The 17988-nt window shown below is 71.8% G+C and carries 19 protein-coding genes and 1 pseudogene; 6 read left to right on the top strand and 14 right to left on the bottom strand.

What is annotated here, in order from left to right:
* Window position 1 precedes the first annotated feature (1 nt).
* From AB0G28_RS27410 to AB0G28_RS27400, 3 genes are read left to right on the top strand one after another with little or no spacing between them, the layout of a single operon-like run.
* On the top strand, window positions 2–784 hold the full coding sequence (locus AB0G28_RS27410) for an enoyl-CoA hydratase-related protein (RefSeq protein ID WP_361094820.1): 783 nt from the start codon (window positions 2–4) through the stop codon (window positions 782–784).
* 15 nt (window positions 785–799) lie between these two features.
* Window positions 800–1309, top strand: coding sequence for a sigma-70 family RNA polymerase sigma factor (locus AB0G28_RS27405; RefSeq protein ID WP_361095018.1), 510 nt, complete (start codon window positions 800–802; stop codon window positions 1307–1309).
* Entirely contained in the window at window positions 1306–1737 is a 432-nt protein-coding gene (locus AB0G28_RS27400) for a zf-HC2 domain-containing protein (protein ID WP_361094817.1), read from the top strand. The genes AB0G28_RS27405 and AB0G28_RS27400 overlap by 4 nt, the downstream gene beginning before the upstream one ends.
* 84 nt (window positions 1738–1821) lie before the next feature.
* On the opposite strand, the gene AB0G28_RS27395 is transcribed toward AB0G28_RS27400, so the two are convergent.
* Window positions 1822–3036: a crosslink repair DNA glycosylase YcaQ family protein gene (locus AB0G28_RS27395; protein WP_361095015.1), complete on the bottom strand. Its 1215-nt coding sequence runs from the start codon at window positions 3034–3036 to the stop codon at window positions 1822–1824.
* A 60-nt stretch (window positions 3037–3096) separates the two neighbouring features.
* Between AB0G28_RS27395 and AB0G28_RS27390 the strand changes: the two genes are divergently transcribed.
* Window positions 3097–3654: a GNAT family N-acetyltransferase gene (locus tag AB0G28_RS27390; RefSeq protein WP_361094814.1), complete on the top strand. Its 558-nt coding sequence runs from the start codon at window positions 3097–3099 to the stop codon at window positions 3652–3654.
* 66 nt (window positions 3655–3720) lie between these two features.
* On the opposite strand, the pseudogene AB0G28_RS27385 reads toward AB0G28_RS27390, so the two are convergent.
* A pseudogene (locus AB0G28_RS27385) lies at window positions 3721–4023 on the bottom strand (GtrA family protein); the annotation flags it as partial.
* A gap of 246 nt (window positions 4024–4269) precedes the next feature.
* Here AB0G28_RS27385 and AB0G28_RS27380 point away from each other — a divergent pair.
* Window positions 4270–4788, top strand: coding sequence for a hypothetical protein (locus AB0G28_RS27380; RefSeq protein WP_361094811.1), 519 nt, complete (start codon window positions 4270–4272; stop codon window positions 4786–4788).
* A gap of 9 nt (window positions 4789–4797) precedes the next feature.
* Here AB0G28_RS27380 and AB0G28_RS27375 read toward each other — a convergent pair whose 3' ends face one another.
* Window positions 4798–5649, bottom strand: coding sequence for a LysR family transcriptional regulator (locus AB0G28_RS27375; protein WP_361094808.1), 852 nt, complete (start codon window positions 5647–5649; stop codon window positions 4798–4800).
* A 70-nt stretch (window positions 5650–5719) separates the two neighbouring features.
* Between AB0G28_RS27375 and AB0G28_RS27370 the strand changes: the two genes are divergently transcribed.
* Window positions 5720–6673, top strand: coding sequence for a 4,5-dihydroxyphthalate decarboxylase (locus AB0G28_RS27370; RefSeq protein WP_361094805.1), 954 nt, complete (start codon window positions 5720–5722; stop codon window positions 6671–6673).
* Here AB0G28_RS27370 and AB0G28_RS27365 read toward each other — a convergent pair.
* From AB0G28_RS27365 to AB0G28_RS27315, 11 genes are all read right to left on the bottom strand, one after another.
* A complete protein-coding gene (locus AB0G28_RS27365) occupies window positions 6659–7117 on the bottom strand; it encodes a tetratricopeptide repeat protein (protein ID WP_361094802.1) in 459 nt (152 codons plus the stop codon). The genes AB0G28_RS27370 and AB0G28_RS27365 overlap by 15 nt on opposite strands.
* Window positions 7114–7854, bottom strand: a complete 741-nt coding sequence (dapB, locus tag AB0G28_RS27360) for a 4-hydroxy-tetrahydrodipicolinate reductase (RefSeq protein WP_361094799.1) — start codon at window positions 7852–7854, stop codon at window positions 7114–7116. Before dapB ends, AB0G28_RS27365 begins: the two co-directional genes overlap by 4 nt.
* Complete coding sequence (locus AB0G28_RS27355) at window positions 7851–9215, bottom strand: pitrilysin family protein (RefSeq protein WP_361094796.1); 1365 nt, start codon at window positions 9213–9215, stop codon at window positions 7851–7853. The genes dapB and AB0G28_RS27355 overlap by 4 nt, the downstream gene beginning before the upstream one ends.
* A gap of 85 nt (window positions 9216–9300) precedes the next feature.
* The gene (locus AB0G28_RS27350; protein ID WP_361094793.1) at window positions 9301–11556 is read right to left on the bottom strand and encodes a polyribonucleotide nucleotidyltransferase; all 2256 of its coding nucleotides are present in this window, start codon (window positions 11554–11556) and stop codon (window positions 9301–9303) included.
* Between the two features lie 231 nt (window positions 11557–11787).
* Window positions 11788–12057 carry a 30S ribosomal protein S15 gene (rpsO, locus tag AB0G28_RS27345; protein WP_020646025.1) on the bottom strand — a complete coding sequence of 90 codons (270 nt, stop codon included), beginning with the start codon at window positions 12055–12057 and terminating at the stop codon, window positions 11788–11790.
* Window positions 12058–12188: 131 nt separating this feature from the next.
* Window positions 12189–12692: an RNA 2',3'-cyclic phosphodiesterase gene (gene thpR, locus AB0G28_RS27340; RefSeq protein ID WP_361094790.1), complete on the bottom strand. Its 504-nt coding sequence runs from the start codon at window positions 12690–12692 to the stop codon at window positions 12189–12191.
* A complete protein-coding gene (locus AB0G28_RS27335) occupies window positions 12692–13165 on the bottom strand; it encodes a helix-turn-helix transcriptional regulator (protein ID WP_361094787.1) in 474 nt (157 codons plus the stop codon). The genes thpR and AB0G28_RS27335 overlap by 1 nt, the downstream gene beginning before the upstream one ends.
* A gap of 60 nt (window positions 13166–13225) precedes the next feature.
* Window positions 13226–14215: a bifunctional riboflavin kinase/FAD synthetase gene (locus tag AB0G28_RS27330; RefSeq protein ID WP_361094784.1), complete on the bottom strand. Its 990-nt coding sequence runs from the start codon at window positions 14213–14215 to the stop codon at window positions 13226–13228.
* Window positions 14216–14245: 30 nt separating this feature from the next.
* A complete protein-coding gene (truB, locus tag AB0G28_RS27325) occupies window positions 14246–15151 on the bottom strand; it encodes a tRNA pseudouridine(55) synthase TruB (RefSeq protein WP_361094781.1) in 906 nt (301 codons plus the stop codon).
* A gap of 21 nt (window positions 15152–15172) precedes the next feature.
* Entirely contained in the window at window positions 15173–16486 is a 1314-nt protein-coding gene (locus AB0G28_RS27320) for an MFS transporter (RefSeq protein WP_361094778.1), read from the bottom strand.
* A 146-nt stretch (window positions 16487–16632) separates the two neighbouring features.
* Window positions 16633–17952: an MATE family efflux transporter gene (locus tag AB0G28_RS27315; RefSeq protein WP_361095012.1), complete on the bottom strand. Its 1320-nt coding sequence runs from the start codon at window positions 17950–17952 to the stop codon at window positions 16633–16635.
* Window positions 17953–17988 lie beyond the last annotated feature (36 nt).

Here is a 17988-nt window from a genome sequence, read left to right as displayed (position 1 = left end):
CATGGCCGACCCGACCGTCACCGTGGACCTGCAGGCCCCCGTCGCGACCGTGACCGTGGACCGGCCGCGGGCGCGCAACGCGTTGTCGTCCCAAGTGCTCACCGAACTGCTCGCGGTGTGCTGCTCGCTGGGCGAAAACCCAGCGGTGGCGGGGATCGCGCTCACCGGCGCGCCGGGACCGGCGTTCGTCGCGGGGGCCGACATCCGCGAGATGGCGACGCTGGATCCCGAGCAGGGCGCGCGGTTCGGTGCGCTGGGCCAGGAGGTCACCCGGGCTCTGGAGGCGCTGCCGGTGCCGGTGATCGCCTGCGTGGACGGCTACGCGCTGGGCGGCGGCTGCGAACTCGCGCTCGCGTGCGACTTCGTCTACGCGACGCCCAAGGCGGTGTTCGGCCAGCCGGAGGTGCTGCTCGGCCTGATCCCCGGGTTCGGCGGCTGCGTGCGGCTGTCCCGGCAGGTCGGTCCCGGCCGCGCCCGCGAGCTGATCTACACCGGCCGTCACCTCGACGCCGCGGAAGCGCAGCGGATCGGGCTCGTCAACGAAGTGTTCGACAGCCGCGAAGCCATGCTCGACGGCGCCCGCGCCACGATCACGGCGGTGTCCCGCAATTCCCGCGACGCGGTGGCGCTGGCGAAGGGCGCGCTGAACGCCGGCCGCGGCCGGACCGTGGAAGCCGGCCTGGAGCTGGAGCTCGCGGCGTTCCGTTCGGCGTTCAGCGGTCCCGACATGCGCGAAGGCACCGGCGCGTTCCTCGCCAAGCGCGAACCGGTGTTCGGCCGCTGACCGGGGTGGTGCGCCATCAACGAAACGCACACGGCGCTGCTGGAGGCGCTGCACGACGAGCACGGCCCGGCGCTGTGGCGGTACGCCCTACGGCTGACCGGGGACGACCAGCTCGCCCAGGACGTCGTCCAGGAGTCGTTGCTGCGGCTGTGGAACAGCCCGGCGATCCTCGAACAGGGTGAGCCGGCGTCGCGCGCGTGGCTGTTCACGGTGGCGCGGAACGTCGTGATCGACGAGCGGCGGAGTGCGCGTTCGCGCCGGGAGGTGCGCTCGACGGCGCTGCCGGACGAGTCGCGCACGGACCCGATCGACTCGGCGCTGGACGCCTGGGTGATCACCGACGTGCTGAGCCGGCTGACCGAGGACCACCGCACGGTCATCGTCCGCGCGTACTACATGGGACAGTCGGTCGCCGAGCTGGCCGCGGAGCTCGAGGTGCCCGAGGGAACGGTGCGCTCACGGCTGTTCTACGGCCTCCGCGCACTGCGGCTGGCCCTGCAGGAGAGGGGGCTGACCCGGCGTTGAGCGATCCGTACCGGGACTGGGACGCCGCCTACGTCCTCGGCGCCCTGTCCCCGGGCGAGCGCCGGGAGTACGAGCGGCACCTCGAAGGCTGTTTTTCCTGCGCGGCGGCGGTCGCGTCGTTCGCCGGGATGCCGGGGCTCCTGTCGGCGGTGCCTCGCGAGACGACGGCGGAGCTGCTAGAGCCGGTGCGGTCGCCACCGGCCTTGCTGCCGGGCCTGGTCCGCGCGGCCCGCGCCTCGCGGCGGCGCGGACGGGCCCGGCTGGCGGCGGCGCTCGCGGCGACGGCGCTGGCCGGCGCGGTGGCCGGTTCGCGGCTCTTCCCGCAGCCGTGTACGCACGCGCCGCGGATCGCCCCGACCACGCTGGTGCCCGTGACGGGCGTGGGGCCCGGCCCGACCGGCGGTCCGGCCAGTGGCGAGGTCGAGTGAGCGGGCAGCGCCGGTGCGAGTGTCGCGAATGAGTCATTGGGGACCTCCCACGTCCCGAATGAGTCATTCGCGACACCGCCGGCCTCAGCGCACGAGCTTCGCCAGCGGCCGCGCCAGATCGCCCCGGGCGCCGACCGTCACGCCCGACAAACCGAGCCACTCCGCCATGTGCTTCAGCTCCGCCGCCAGCTCCGGCAGCACCCGCGCCACGTCCACGCCGTCCTCCGCGAACGCGCCCTGGACCCGCAGGACGCCGGCCGCGCGGTCGGACTTCAGGTCGACCCGGGCCACCAGCGATCCGTCCAGCAGGAACGGGAACACGTAGTACCCGTACACCCGCTTCGGCTCCGGGACGTAGATCTCGATCCGGTAGTGGAACCCGAAGAGCCGTTCGGTGCGGGCACGTTCCCAGATCAGCGGGTCGAACGGGCACAGCAGTGCCCGGCCCGTCACCGTCCGGGGGGTGCGCGCCGCCGTGTGGCGGTAGGCCGTCGCCTTCCAGCCGTGGACCGCCAGGGGCTCCAGGACTCCCGACTCCACCAGCTCGGCCACCGCCTGGCGCGCCGGGGCCGGGCCGAGGCGGTAGTAGTCGCGCAGGTCCGTCTCCGTCGCCACGCCCAGTGCGCGCGCCGAACGCTCGATCAGCCCGCGCGCGCCCTCCTCCGCCGAGACCGACTGCGAAAGGATCTCCGGCGGGATCACCCGTTCCGTCAAGTCGTAGAGGCGTTCGAACGACTTGCGCGTGCCCGTGGTCAGCTGGCCGATGCCGAACAGGTACTCGCAGACGCGCTTGACCTCCGACCGCTCCCACCACGACCCCGGCCCGCGCCGCTGGGCGTCCGCCTCCACCGCGCGCTCGATGCCGCCCGCGCCGATCGGGCCCAGCTCCTTGACCACCGACAGGATCTCGTCGACCAGCCCCGGCGACTTCTCGATCAGCGGGCCGTAGTGCCGCCACCAGCCGTCGCGCTTCGCGCCCGAGCGGATCAGCGGCCAGTCCTCGATCGGCAGCAGGCTCGCCTCGTGCGCCCACGTCTCCACCAGCAGCCGCGGCTGACGGGCCGAGTGCGCCCACGCCGCCGCGTCGAGCAGCGCCGGGTCGTACGCGCCCAGCCGCGAGAACACCGGCATGTAATGCGCCCGGACCGCGACGTTCACCGAGTCCAGCTGCAGCAGCTGAACCCGGGAGAGCACGCGTTTCAGGTGGCGCCGTGAAGGCACGACGGACGGACGCGGGTCGGCGAAGCCCTGTGCGGCCAGGAACGTCTTCCGGGCCGTCGAGACACTGATCGTTTGCATGGTGAGGCTCATGGTGCCACCCACCACCGACAAAAACCGCGACCGCTATCTTCGGCACTTATGAGCGACGCCGCCGTCCGTCCCGCCGACCTGTCCGACGCCGCGGAGATCGCCCGCATCCAGCGCGACACCTGGCACGCCGCCTACGAGGACCTGCTCGGCAAGCAGGCCCTCGCGGAGCTGGACGCCACCGATCTGGCCGGCACCTGGACCGAGACCATCGACTACCCGGGCAGCCAGGTCTACGTCGCCACCGAAGGCGAGTTCACCGTCGGGTTCTGCGTCGCCGGGCACGCGCCCGAAGGCGAGGTCGCCCAGGCTGACGGGAGCCTGCCCGAGGACGCCGAGACGACCGGCCTGATCGCCACCCTGCTCGTCGAGCCGCGGTGGGGACGGCGAGGCCACGCCGGGCGGCTACTCGCGACGGCCGCCGCGGGCCTGCGGGCCGACGGCGCCTCCCGCGGCATCGCCTGGGTCGCCCAGGGCGACCACGCCTCCCTCGGCTTCTACCGCCGGGCCGGCTGGAACCCCGACGGCACGGTCCGCACCCTCGACACCGGCGAGCGCATGGTCCGCGAGGTCCGGCTCACCGGCACCCTCGACCTCGGCCTGGCCTGAGTCCCGGAAGATCACCCACCGCATCACGGCGTACATGAAGACGCCTTCGCACGCGCCCGCGAGCAGCCGCGAGAGGTGGTATTCGACGCCCAGCGCCGTCAGCCCCGCGCCCACACCCAGCAGAAACGCCGCGTAATTGACAGCAATCGCCACTATGTAAAGTGCCAGTTGGGTTCCCACGGCGGCGCGGGAATGGAAGTTGAACGTCCGGTTCAGCACGAAGCTCAACCCGAACGCGCAGCCGTACGCCAGCGTGATCGCCAGCCAGACCGGCCAGCCCAGCAGCCCGTGAAAAGCGGTCAGCAACGCGAGATCGACGCCGAAGGTGAAGCCGTTGATGAGGCAGAAGCCGAGAAACGTCGGAGCCACGATCCGCGACAACCCCAGCGGCAGGAAGCGCACGACGGTCCGGCACAGGGCGCCGAATCGGTCAGCGGGCGTACGGGGTTGCTCGGCGGCCACCCCGTCAGTGTTCCGGCGGGAGGTGACGGGAAGCCGTCCGGCAGGTGATCTTCTGGTGCCCGCCACCGGCCGAACAGTAGGGCCAGCACCCGTGTGCGGAGATTTCGAACTGATAACTTGGAAGAACGCGAGCGTTTTCCGGGAGGTGACACGATGAGCTGGATCCTGCTGACGCTGGGCGTCGCGTTCGGTTCGGCCATCGTGCCGCTGATCAACGCCGAAGTGTTCCTGCTGGGACTCTGCGCGAGCCAGCCGGGGCTGCACTGGCTGTGGCTCGGGGCGGCGGTGGCGGTCGGGCAGATCGCCGGGAAGACGCTGTACTACCTGGCCGCGCGCGGCACCATCAAGCTGCCGAAGCCGTTGCACGACCGGCTGCACCGCGAACGCCCGATGACGCCGAGGCGAGTGCGCTGGCAGCTGCGGACCAAGCGGGTCCGCGCCTGGCTCGACCGGTTGCGCGAGCGCTGCCACCGGCACCCGCACTGGATGGCCGGGACGTACGGCGTGAGTTCCCTGGTGGGCCTGCCGCCCTTCATGGCGACGAGCGTGCTGGCCGGGCTCGTCCGGATGCGGCTGGCCATGTTCCTGACCACGGGACTGGCCGGACGCTGGATCCGCTTCAGCTTGATCGCGGCTTCCCCCGCGGTGTTCGCGGGCTGGCTGCACCACTGAGCGGCAGCGTCACCAGCCTGCCTCCGCCGCGATGCGCACGAAACCGCGCACGAGCGGGCTGCGAGCCGTCTTCGGCCACGCCACCACCAGCTCGCTCGCCGGGCGGTCGGCCACCGGAACGACGCGCAAGCCCGCCGGCAGCGGCTGGTCCACCGGGGCGAACGCCGCGGTGCCGTTCCACAGCACCGCCTGCAGGCACTCCTGGATCGTCCGCATGACCGGGGCGTCGTCACCCGGCGGGCCGCCCGTCCAGTAGGCCACCCAGCGCGGGTCGGTGCCGTCCGGGAGCCGGATCCAGCGGCGCCCGGCCAGGTCCGCCGTCGTCACCTCGGTCCGGCCGGCCAGGGGGTCGCCGTCCCGGAGCACCACGCCGACCCGCACCGGACGCAGCACGTGGACGCCGATTCCCGCGCGGTCGAACGGTGTCCTGGTCAACGCCACGTCGACCAGGCCGGCGCGCAGCCCCGCCGTCGGGTCGGCCAGGTCCGCTTCGTGCACCCGGACGTCCACGTGCGGGTGCTGCTCGCGGAACAGCGGGACCAGCCGGGCGCCGACCTGCTCGGCGGCGTCCGCCAGCGTTCCGACCGTCAGGGTCGCCGCGCCCGCCGCCGCGGTCACCCGGTCGCGGATGCGGCCGGCCTGTGCCAGCAGCGCGACTGCCTCGTCGTACAGGGCCGTACCCGCGTCGGTCAGCGTGACGCCCTTGGGGGTGCGCTCGAACAGCGTCGCGCCCAGTTCGTCCTCCAGCCCGCGCATCGCGCGGCTCAGCGGCGGCTGCGCCATGTGCAGGCGGTCCGCCGCGCGGCCGACGTGCCGTTCCTCGGCCACCGCGACGAAGTACCGGAGCACCCGCAAGTCCATACCCCCACGGTATCGAGCCGGCCGAAAGAGTCTTGGACGCGCCGGGCCGGGCGGGCCGACGATCGGAACCATGAAGATCGGATGCTTCCCCTATGACACGACCCGTCAGCTGTTCGAAACCACCTCTGTCGAAACCGCCGCCACGCTGCCGGAGATCTTCGAGCGGGCGATCCGCGGCGAGTTCGACGTCGCCGAGCTCGGCCTGACGTTCTCCCTGCGGCTCCTCGAGGAAGGCACGCCGTTGGTGGCGCTGCCGATCTTCCCGAACCGCGTCTTCCGGCACTCGTGCGTCTTCGTCCACGCCCGCTCGGGCATCACCGGGCCGGGCGACCTGACCGGCCGGACCATCGGCGAGTTCGGCACCTACGGGCAGGACTCGGGGGTCTGGGCCAAGGGCATCCTGATGGACGAGCACGGGTTCCGGCCCGAGACGAACCGCTGGGTGATCGGCGGCCTCGAACACCCGGCGGAACCCTTCGCTTTCATCCCGCACCCGCGTCCCGACGGCCTCGACGTCACCACGGCCGGGAAGGAGACGCTGAGCGACCTGCTCGACAGCGGCGAGATCGACGCGCTCTTCTCCGCCAACGTCCCGCAGTGCGTGCTCGACGGCTCCCCGAACGTCGTCCGGCTGTTCCCAGACTTCGCCGCCCGCGAGCGGGACTACCACCGCCGCACCGGGATCTTCCCGATCATGCACACGATCGTCGTCCGGCGGGACCTCCTGCGGGACGACCCCGGCCTGGCCCGTCGCGTGTACACGATGTTCGAAGCCGCGAAAGACGCCGCGGCCGAGCGCTACCGCCGGGGCCGTCGGCTCTACCAGGTCCAGACCATGCTGCCGTGGACGAACGCGCTGGTCGACGACACCCTCGCCGAGTTCGGCGAGGATTGGTGGCCCTACGGGATTTCCGCGAACCGCACCGCCCTCGACACGTACCTGCGGTACCACCACGAGCAGGGCCTGTCGTCGCGACGGTGGCGGATCGAGGAGGTCTTCACGCCGGAACTACTCGGTACCTGAACGGTCGGCGGCTTCCAGCTCGACGGCCTTCTTCATCGTCTCGCGCGCCCGGCGGCGGTCACCAGCGATGTCGTAGGCGTACGCGAGCTTGTACCAGGCCCGCCAGTCGCCCTGGTCGGCCTCGACCTCCGCGCGGCGCTCCTCGAACCACGCGTCGGCCGCCTCGCGGTCGACGCGGCCCGAGGGGCGGCGCGGCAGGTCCGAGACGTCCGGGAGCGCGCCCTCGGCGTCGAGGCGCCGGGACAGGCGCTGGATCTGCAGGCCGTTGCGCCAGGTCATGACGACGACCCAGATGCCCAGCACCGGCAGCAGCAGCACACCGGCGCCCAGCGCGATGCCGACGCCCGTCCCTGTCTTGAACAGCGCGAACGCCCGGTCCGCGAGCAGGAACAGGTAGACGACCAGGGCGGCCGTCAGCAGCAGTGCGACGTTGCGGGCCCTCACAGGTCGAGGACGTTTTCCAGGCCGACCGTCAGGCCGGGGCGCTTCAGCACCTCGCGCACGCCGAGCAGCACGCCCGGCATGAACGACGTCCGGTCGAGGGAGTCGTGGCGGATGGTCAGGGTCTCCCCCTCGCCGCCGAACAGGATCTCCTCGTGCGCAACCAGGCCCGGCAGGCGGACCGAGTGCACGCGGACCTCCTCGACCGTCGCGCCGCGGGCGCCGTCCAGCTCGGCCGTCGTCGCGTCCGGGCCCGGCGTCACGCCGGCCTCGGCGCGCGCGGCGGCGATCATCCGCGCGGTGTGCGCGGCGGTGCCCGAAGGCGCGTCGGCCTTGCGGTTGTGATGCAGCTCGATGATCTCAGCCGAGGCGTAGAACTTCGCCGCCTGGGCCGCGAAGCGCATCGCCAGCACCGCGCCGAGGGCGAAGTTCGGCGCGATCAGCACACCGAGCGACGGTTTCGGCGCCAGCAGCGCGCGCAGATCCGAAAGACGCTCTTCGCTGAAGCCGGTGGTGCCGACGACCGCGTGGATGTCGTGCTCGACCAGGTACTCCAGGTTGCCCATGACGGCGTCGGGGTGGGTGAAGTCGACGACGACCTGGGCGTCGGCGAGCGCCGCGAAGTCGTCGCCGGCGTCCAGCGCCGCGACGAGCTTCATGTCGGAAGCGCCTTCGACGGCGTTCACCACCGTCGCGCCCATCCGGCCGCGCGCGCCGAGCACACCGACGTTGATGGTCATGAAGCGATCACCTCGTGCAGGTCTTCGGGAAGGTCGTCGGCGTGAGCGTACGGCCCCACGACCGCCGCCGCCGAGACGCCACCGGGCCGGGCGAACAAAGTGCGAGCGAGCGCACACACGTCCTCGGTGGTCACCGCGTCGATGCGCGCGATCGTGTCGTCGACGCCCAGGTAACGGCCGTAGTTGAGCTCGTTCTTGCCGATCCGGGACATCCGCGACGACGTGTCCTCCAGGCCCAGCACGAGCCCGCCGCGCAGCTGGCCCTTGGCGCGGGCCACCTCGGCGTCGGTCAGGCCGTCGACGCCGACCTTGTCCAGCACCTCGCGGATGACGCCGGCGACGTCGCCGAGCTTCTCCGGCTGGCAACCCGCGTACACGGCCATGTGCCCGGTGTCGGCGTAGCTCGCGACCGACGAGTACACCTGGTAGGCCAGCCCGCGCTGCTCGCGGATCTCCTGGAACAGTCGCGACGACATGCCGCCGCCGAGCGCCGCGTTGAGCACCGACAGCGCGAAGCGGCGGTCGTCGTGCCGCGACAGCGACCGCAGGCCCAGCATGACGTGCGCCTGCTCGGTGTCGTCGGTGTGCAGGGCCAGCTTCGGCACGGTCTTGATCCGGGCGCGGCCCTCACGCGGCGCGATCGGCGTCGCGGTGCCGGTCAGGCGCTCGCCGAGCGCCTTGCGGACCAGCCGCAGCACCTGGTTGTGGTCGATGTTCCCGGCGACGGACAGAACCATCCGCGGCAGCGTGTAGCGGCGCTTGTAGAAGTTCCGCAGGGCGGCGGGCGACATCTCCACGATCGACTTCTCGGTGCCGAGCACCGGGCGGCCGAGCGGGTGGTCGCCGAGGATCGCCGTCACGAACGTCTCGTGCAGCAGGTCCTCGGGGTCGTCGTCGCGCATCGAAATCTCTTCGAGGACGACGCTGCGTTCCATGTCCATGTCGCGGTCGGTGCACAGCGCGTCGAACACGACGTCGGTGACCAGGTCCATGGCGAGCGGGAGGTCGGCGTCGAGCACCTGCGCGTAGTAGCAGGTGTGCTCCTTCGCCGTGAAGGCGTTGAACTCGCCGCCGACGGCGTCGATCTCCTCGGCGATCTGCGTGGCGTCCCGGTGTTTCGTGCCCTTGAACAGCAGGTGCTCGAGGTAGTGCGCGGCGCCGGCGACCGCGGCCGGCTCGTCGCGGGAGCCGATGGCGACCCACAGCCCGACCGTGGCCGAGCGCGACGCGGGGACGTGCTCGGTGATCACGCGCAGGCCGCCGGGCAGGACACTGCGCTTGACGACCGCACCGTCCGGAGTGGACTCGAGCGTGCGGGTGGTGCCGACGGGCTGCTCGTGCCCGGAAACCTGCCGTGCCATGGAATCCTTACTTCACATGCCGTGAAGGCCTCCTTACCGGTCATAAACGCCGGTAAGGAGGCCTTCACGGACCAAACGAGCTGTGTTACTTGGCCTCGGCCTTGTCGGCGTCCGCCTTGGGGGCGTCACCCTCGGCGGGCTTGGCGGCGTCCTCGTCCTTGACGACGATCAGGCTGATCTTGCCGCGGTTGTCGATGTCGGCGATCTCGACGCGGAGCTTGTCGCCCACGTTGACCACGTCCTCGACCTTGGCGATCCGCTTGCCGTTGCCCAGCTTCGAGATGTGCACCAGGCCGTCCTTGCCCGGCAGCAGCGAGACGAACGCGCCGAACGCGGCCGTCTTCACCACGGTGCCGAGGAAGCGCTCGCCGACCTTGGGCAGCTGCGGGTTGGCGATGGCGTTGATCTTGTCGATCGCCGCCTCCGCCGACGGGCCGTCGGCCGCGCCCACGTAGATCGTGCCGTCGTCCTCGATGGAGATGTCGGCGCCGGTCTCCTCGGTGATCGAGTTGATCATCTTGCCCTTCGGGCCGATGACCTCGCCGATCTTGTCGACCGGGATCTTCACGGAGGTGACGCGCGGCGCGAACGGGCTCATCTCGTCCGGGCTGTCGATCGCCTCGGCGATGACCTCGAGGATGGTGGTGCGGGCGTCCTTCGCCTGCTTCAGCGCGGCCGCGAGCACCTCCGACGGGATGCCGTCGAGCTTCGTGTCGAGCTGCAGCGCGGTGATGATGTCCTTGGTGCCGGCGACCTTGAAGTCCATGTCGCCGAGGGCGTCCTCGGCGCCGAGGATGTCGGTCAGCGCCACGTACCGGGTCTCGCCGTCGACCTCGTCGGAGACCAGGCCCATCGCGATGCCCGCGACCGGCGCCTTCAGCGGCACACCGGCGTTGTACAGGCTCATCGTGGACGCGCAGACCGAGCCCATCGACGTCGAGCCGTTGGAGCCCAGCGCCTCGGAGACCTGGCGGATCGCGTACGGGAACTCGTCGCGCTTCGGCAGCACCGGCACCAGGGCGCGCTCGGCGAGCATGCCGTGGCCGATCTCGCGGCGCTTCGGCGAACCGACGCGGCCGGTCTCACCGGTGGAGAAGGGCGGGAAGTTGTAGTGGTGCAGGTAGCGCTTCGTCGTCTCCGGGGAGAGGGAGTCGATCTGCTGCTCCATGCGCAGCATGTTCAGCGTGGTGACGCCCAGGATCTGGGTTTCGCCGCGCTCGAACAGCGCCGAGCCGTGCGCCCGCGGGATCACGGCGACCTCGGCCGCGAGCGACCGGATGTCGGTGAGGCCGCGGCCGTCCATGCGGATCTTCTCCGTGAGGACGCGCTGGCGCATGATCTTCTTCGTCAGGGCCTTGAACGCCCCGCCGATCTCCTTGTCGCGGCCCTCGAAGGCTTCGCCCTCGCCGAGGCCGACCTTCTCCAGGACGGCGGCCTTGACCTCGTCGGTCGCGGCGTCGCGGTCCTGCTTGCCGGCGATCTGCAGCGCGCGGGCGAGGTCGTCGGTGGCGATCGCCGCGACGGCCTCGTAGACGTCCTGCTCGTAGGCCGGGTACAGCGGGAACTCGCCGGTCGGCTTCGCGGCGGCGTCGGCCAGGCGCTGCTGCGCCTCGCAGAGGACCTTGATGAACGGCTTGGCGGCCTCGAGGCCCTCGGCGACGGCGACCTCGTCCGGCGCCTTGCCGCCGGCGGCGATCAGGTCGAGCGTGTGCTCGGTGCCCTCGGCCTCGACCATCATGATCGCGACGTCGTCACCGACGATGCGGCCCGCGACGACCATGTTGAAGGTCGCCTTCTCCAGCTGCGTCCAGGTCGGGAACGCGACCCACTGGCCCTCGATCAGGGCGACGCGGACGCCGCCGACCGGGCCCGAGAACGGCAGGCCGGCGATCTGGGTGGAGGCCGACGCGGCGTTGATCGCCAGGACGTCGTACGGGTCGTCCGGGTTGAGGCTCTGGACGGTGATGACGACCTGGATCTCGTTGCGGAGACCGTCGGCGAACGACGGGCGCAGCGGCCGGTCGATCAGGCGGCAGGTCAGGATCGCGTCGGTCGACGGGCGGCCCTCGCGGCGGAAGAACGCGCCGGGGATGCGGCCCGCGGCGTACATGCGCTCCTCGACGTCCACGGTCAGCGGGAAGAAGTCGAAGTGCTCCTTCGGGTGCTTCGACGCGGTCGTCGCCGAGAGCAGCATGGTCTCTTCGTCGAGGTACGCGACGACGGCGCCGGCGGCCTGCTTGGCCAGGCGGCCCGTCTCGAAGCGGACGGTGCGGGTGCCGAACCGGCCGTTGTCGATGACGGCTTCGGTCTCGTGCACGGTGACTCCGGTGGAGTCGGTCATAGACAGTTCTCCTCTTTGGTTCCTTCTACTGGCGCGAGTCTCCCACCCTGGGACCCGTTTCGCCTGAGGACGCTCGAGGAGTGAGGCCGGTCTTCGATCGAAGTTTCCGGGCCGTTTGCCCGGGAACCACTACCGAGGACCGGCGGACGGACCCTCGTGCGCGCTCGCGCCGTTCTTCTCTCTTTTGAGCCGAGGGGGAGCGACCGGACGGTCACTCCCCCTCGGTTGAAGCTATCGGCGCAGGCCGAGGCGCTGGATCAGCGCACGGTAACGCTCGATGTCCACCTTCATCACGTAGTTCAGCAGCCGGCGGCGACGGCCGACCAGCAGCAGGAGCCCGCGACGCGAGTGGTGGTCGTGCTTGTGTTCCTTGAGGTGCTCGGTGAGGCCGACGATGCGCTTGGTCAGCAGCGCGACCTGGGCCTCGGGGGATCCGGTGTCCGAGTCGTGCACGCCGTACTCGGCCAGGATCGACTTCTTCTCTTCGGTGGACAGCGCCACTTGTGTTGCTCCTCGAAATATCCAGTGCCGTGCGGCCCCGGACGCGGATTCACGCCGGGAAGACGGTCACGGCCGCCACGGACTGCAGCCGGACCCGATCGTCGAGGTTACCAGCCCGCTGAACTGGGTCTTCAGGCGCGGTCCAGCTCGAACGAGCGGGCGACCCGGTAGCGGTGCCCGCCCGGCTCGCGCTCGCTGGTCATCAGCGCCACCTCGGTGGCCTGCCAGCTCCGGCTCGCGAAGCTCGAGAGACGTTCCGTCCAACGCGCGGCGAGGCCCGGTTCTTCCCGGGGGAACCGCGCGAGCGTCAGGTGGGCCGTGTACGGCCTGGCTTCGGCGTCGGCACCCGCGGCGTGCGCGAGCGGCGTCAGCTCCGTTCCGGCGACAGTCAACCACAGCACCCCGGGGAACGTCGCGGCCTTTTCCAGCCGGACGTCGACCGCCGGGCGTCCGGCCAGCCGCTCGCCCAGCCAGGCGGCGCGGGTTTCGACGTCGTCCGGCCCGTAGTAGCCGAGCGTGACGTGCCAGCGCTCCGGCGGCTCCCAGCGGAGGCCGTCGCCGGGGTCGCCGAGCGCGTCGGCGAGGGCCTCGACGACGTCGTCCGGTGGGAGCAGCGCGCTGAACAGGACCGGCATCAGGAGCCGTTGCCGGCGCGCCGGAGCAGGTCGGCGATGGCCGGGAAGTCCTCGTCGAGCCGCTTGGCGGCCTCGCCCAGGTCCTCGTCCTCGGCCAGGTCGCGCAGGTAGGCGAGCACCTTCTGGTCCTCGTTGACCACCGGGATGTTGTCGCGGCCGACGGTGGGCCGGGAGTCGCGGACGTCCTCCATCGCGGCCAGCATCGCCTCGCGGTTGCCCGCGGCGACCTCGGGCACGAGGATCTTGCGCTCGAGCATGATCATCCTGGCCAGCACGACCGGGTTGCCGATCTTCGCCCGCCGCCCGCTCATCACCTGGCTGAGCATGGGGGCGCTGATCCCGAGGACCTCGGCCAGGAACGCCTGGGAAACGTCGAACGCGACGACGAGCCGGCGCACCCGGTCGCCGAGCGGTTCTCCGTACCACTCGCGCTGCAACGCGATGTTGCGCTGGACGATCTTGTGGTCCTCCACCAGCTCCCCGCTCCCCTTAACCGCTCAGGCACACCGTCCGTGCGCATTTTGCCACCGCTGTCACGAGCGTGACCGCGAATTCCCCTCTTCGCCCCCTTCGGGGAGCGCCTTGCGCGTCGCCACGACGTCCTCGTCGATCTGGGCGACCAGCCCGGCCGAATCGGCGAACCGCACCTGGTCGCGCAGCCGGGTCACGAAGTCGATCGCCACGTGCTGGCCGTAGAAATCCTCGTCGACGTCGAGGACGAACGCCTCGACGGTCCGCTCGCGCCCGGAGAACGTCGGGTTCGTGCCCACCGAGACCGCGGCGCGCAGCCGGCGTCCGGGATCAGCCGAGCGGGTGAACCACGCGCTGTACACGCCGTCGGCCGGGACGGCGGCGAACCGCGGCGTCGACAGGTTCGCCGTCGGGTAGCCCAGGTCGTGGCCGCGGCCGACCCCGCGGACGACGATGCCCTCCAGCCGGTGCGGGCGGCCCAGCGCCTCGGCGGCGGCCACGACGTCACCGGCGTCGATGCACGACCGGACGTACGTGCTGGAGAAGGTGATCGCCGACTGGTCCTCTTCGGACAGTTCCTTGCCCTGCAGTTCGGCGCCGTACGCGGCGAAACCGAAGCGGCGGCCGAGGGTGCGCAGGAGCGCGACGTCGCCGGCGGCCTTGGCCCCGAAGGTGAAGTTGTCGCCGACGATCACCGCGGCCGCGTGCAGCCGGTCGACCAGGACCTCGTGCACGAACTCCTCCGGCAGCAGCCGGGACAGCTCCAGGGTGAACGGCAGCACGCAGAAGACGTCGATGCCGAGGCCTTCGACGATCTCGGCCTTGCGCCGCAACGTGGTCAGCTGCGCCGGGTGGCTGCCCGGGCGCAGCACCTCCGACGGGTGCGGGTCGAAGGTCAGCATGACGCTCGGCAGCCCCCGCTCGGCCGCCGCGGCCACGGTCCGGCTGATCAGCTCCTGGTGCCCCCGGTGCACCCCGTCGAACACGCCGATGGTGACCACGCACCGGCCCCAGCTGCCGGGAAGGTCCCCCAGCCCACGCCACCGCAGCACGTCACACTCCCGTCTCTCTCACCCGCCACCCTAGGCGGGCAGCAACACGACCACTGCCCGGGACACGCCTTGTTCGTCGGCGGCCAGGGCGAGCACCCGGCCGTCGGGACCGAAGAGCCCGTAGGTGCCCTCGACGCCGGCCGCCGGGATGCGCTGGCCGTGGCGGACCGCTTTCGCCGTCGCGGCGTCGAGGTCGCGGCGCGGGAAGGCGGCGGCGACGGCGGCGTCGAGGTCGAGGCTCAGTTCGGGCTGTTCTTCGAGCTGGTCGAGGGTTTTCGCCTTCGCCAGGGTGAACGGCCCGACGGTGGTGCGCCGCAGCGCCTTCAGGTGGCCGCCGACGCCGAGGTCCGCGCCGAGGTCGCGGGCCAGCGCGCGGACGTAGGTGCCGGACGAGCACTCGACGACCGCGTCGACCTCGACGTGGTCGTCCTCGTGGCGGACGGCGAGGACGTCGAAGCGGTAGACGGTGACCGGGCGGGCCGGGATGACGACATCCTCGCCGGCGCGGACGCGGGCGTAGGCGCGCTTGCCGTCGATCTTGACCGCGCTGACCGCGCTCGGCACCTGCTGGATGTCGCCGGTCAGCTTCCGGACGCCGTTCGCGATGTCTTCGTCTTTTACGTGCGCGGTCCCGGCCTGCGTCAGGACTTCGCCTTCGGCGTCGTCGGTCGTGGTGCTGCTGCCGAGGCTCAGGGTGGCCAGGTAGGTCTTGCGGTCCAGCGCCAGGTGGCCGAGCAGCTTGGTGGCGCGCTCGATGCCGAGCACCAGGACGCCGGTCGCCATCGGGTCGAGCGTGCCGGCGTGCCCGACCTTGCGGGTGCCCATGATGCGGCGGGCACGGGCGACGACGTCGTGCGACGTCATCCCGGCGGGCTTGTCGACGATGAGCAGGCCGGGCGGCGGGGCGGGGCGGCGGGGCGGTTTGGGGCTCGACACGCGGGAACCCTATCGACCGGGTCAGGCCGCGACGATCGGTGCCTCCGGGAGGGCGGCGTCCCAGCGGCGGCGGGTGATGCGGACCGGCAGCTCCTCGCCGCGGGCCTCGGCCAGGAACAGGTGGGCGCGCGTCCGGCGCCACCACACGAGCATCCGGGACGTGCCGAACGCCAGCACCGCGACGATCGCCAGCAGCGCGAGCCGGAAGTTCCCGCCGGTCGCCTGCAGGAGGACGCCGACGGCGAGCGCGGCGATCGTCGTCGCCACGAACCCGCCGACGTTGACCACGCCGGTCGCCGTGCCCACGCGGCTGAGCGGGTTGTAGTCACGGGCCAGGGCGAAGCCGATCATCGACACCGGGCCACCGAGGGACAGGAAGGCAAACGCGGGCACCAGCACCGCCACCGGGACTTGTCCCGGCCAGCCCAGCAGCACCGCCCAGACCAGCGCGGCGCCGCCGATGTACCCGCCGACCAGCGGCATCCGCAGCGACGGGCGGCGTCCGATCAGGCCGCCCAGCAGCGGCCCGCCGGCCATCGACCCGAAGACGAACACCGTCAGCAGCGCGCTGGCGGTGGCCTTCGACTGGCCCTGCCCCTGGACCAGCCAGGGCACGCCCCACAGCAGCGTCAGCGCGCCGGGCGCGAACATCGTGCTGAAGTGCACCCAGAAGCCCAGGCGCGTCCCCGGCGTCCGCCACGCTTCGGCGACCTGGTGCGCGAGCTCGCGGGCCGGAACGGCTTCGCGGACGGGTGGTCGCGCTCCCGCCGGGACGTCGCGGACCCAGAGCGTCACGACCAGGGTGTAGAGGACCGTGACGGCGCCGACGGTGAGGAAGGTGGGCGTCCAGCCGGCGTCGTCGAGGACGAGGGCCAGCGGGACGGTCGCGACGAGGTTGCCGATATAGCCGACGGCCGAGGTGAACGACATCAGCAGCGCGTACTGGCCGCCCGGGAAGTGGGCCGCGACCAGCCGCAGCACGCTGACGAACGTGAGCGCGTCGCCGAGGCCGAGGACCCCGCGGGCGAACAGGGCGAGGCCGTAGGAGTGGGCGACGCCGAGCAGGAGCTGGCCGGCGCCGAGCACCAGCACCGCGGCGGTGAGGACGCGGCGGGGGCCGTAGCGGTCGACGAGGACTCCGGTGGGGATCTGCATCGCGGCGTAGACGCCGACCTGCAGCACGGTGAAGGTGCCGAGCGCGGCCGCGCCGACGCCGAAGCGCTCGGCCGCCTGCAGCCCGGCGACGCCGAAGGAGGTGCGGTGGAAGACGGCGAGGAGGTAGACGGTGACGGCGGCGAGCCAGATCAGCCAGGACCGGGCGGTGGCGCGCGGCACAGGTTCCTCCAGGGTTTCGGCGTGCGGTACGTGCGGACGCCGGCACTGCCGTCCCCACTACTTGTATCGCCTAAGCAACGTCGAAACATACCCGTGACCCGGGTGGCTTTCACCACAGGTCACCGGCATCACACGGACCTGGGGGGTCAGGCAGGGCGGATGGCGCCGGTTACCGCCCAGTTGCCCGAGCGCCAGCGGGCCAGGACCGCCGCGAGGCGGAGGAGCATGAAGAGGGAGAGGCCGGTCCAGATGCCCGTGAGGCCCCAGCCGAAGCCCAGGGACGCCCAGATCAGCGGGAGGAAGCCGAGGGCCGCGCTGCCGAGGGTCGCGTTGCGGAGGAAGGCCGCGTCGCCCGCGCCCAGCAGGACGCCGTCCAGGGCGAAGACCACCCCGGCGATCGGCTGGAGCGCCACGAAGAACCACCACGCGTGCGGGATCTCCGCCAGCACGCCCGGGTCGGACGTGAACGCGTGCGGCAGCACCCACGACAACGCCGCGAACAGCACGCACAGGAAGCAGCCCAGCAGCAGCCCGTACCCGGTGATCTGCGCCGCGACCCCGCGCGCCTGCCGGGCCGAGTTCGCCCCCAGCGCGGCCCCGACCAGCGACTGCGCGGCGATCGCCACCGAGTCCAGCACCAGCGCGAGGAACGTCCACAGCTGCAGCACCACCTGGTGCGCCCCCACTGCCTCGGTCGACGTCCGGGCCGCGACGGCCGCCGCCGAGACGAAGCACGCCTGGAACGCCAGGCTGCGCAGCACCAGATCCCGGCCGAGGCCGAGCTGGGCGCGCATCACCTTGAAGTCCGGCCGCAGCCCCACCTTTTCGCGCACCAGCGCGGCGAAGAACAGCGACGCCGAGATCACCTGCGCGACGACGTTCGCGATCGCCGAGCCCTCCAGTCCCAGCCCGGCCCAGTAGACGAGCACCGGGCACAGCACGGCCGAGATCCCGTTGCCCGCCAGCACGTACCGCAACGGCTTCGCGGCGTCCTGCACCCCGCGCATCCAGCCGTTGCCGGCCATGGTGACCAGGATCAGCGGTGCCCCGAACAGCGCGATCCGCAGCCAGGACACGGCGGCGGAAGCGATCTCGTCACTGCCCGAGAGCGCCCGCGCGATCGGCCAGGCCAGCAGCTGCCCGGCGGCCAGCACGACGAGCCCGACCAGCAGCGCCAGCCACGTCGCCTGCACGCCCTCGCGGACGGCGTCGGCCCGGCGGCCGGCGCCGTGCAGCCGGGCGGTGCGGGACGTCGTGCCGTACGACAGGAACGTCAGCTGACTCGACACCTGCGCCAGCACGACCCCGCCGAGCGCGAGCCCGGCCAGCGACAACGCGTCGAGGTGACCGACGACGGCGGTGTCGACCAGCACGTACAGCGGCTCGGCGGCCAGCACCCCCAGCGCGGGCACGGCCAGGCCCAGCACGCGTTTCGCCGGAACCCGCTCGGTCTCCTCCACGTTCACCACGAACCGGACTCTAGCCGCCACCCCCGACAGTTC

Origin of the sequence: Amycolatopsis sp. NPDC021455, assembly GCF_040640995.1 — a bacterium.
GTDB lineage: Bacteria > Actinomycetota > Actinomycetes > Mycobacteriales > Pseudonocardiaceae > Amycolatopsis.
This window is presented reverse-complemented; position numbering and strand designations above follow the sequence as displayed.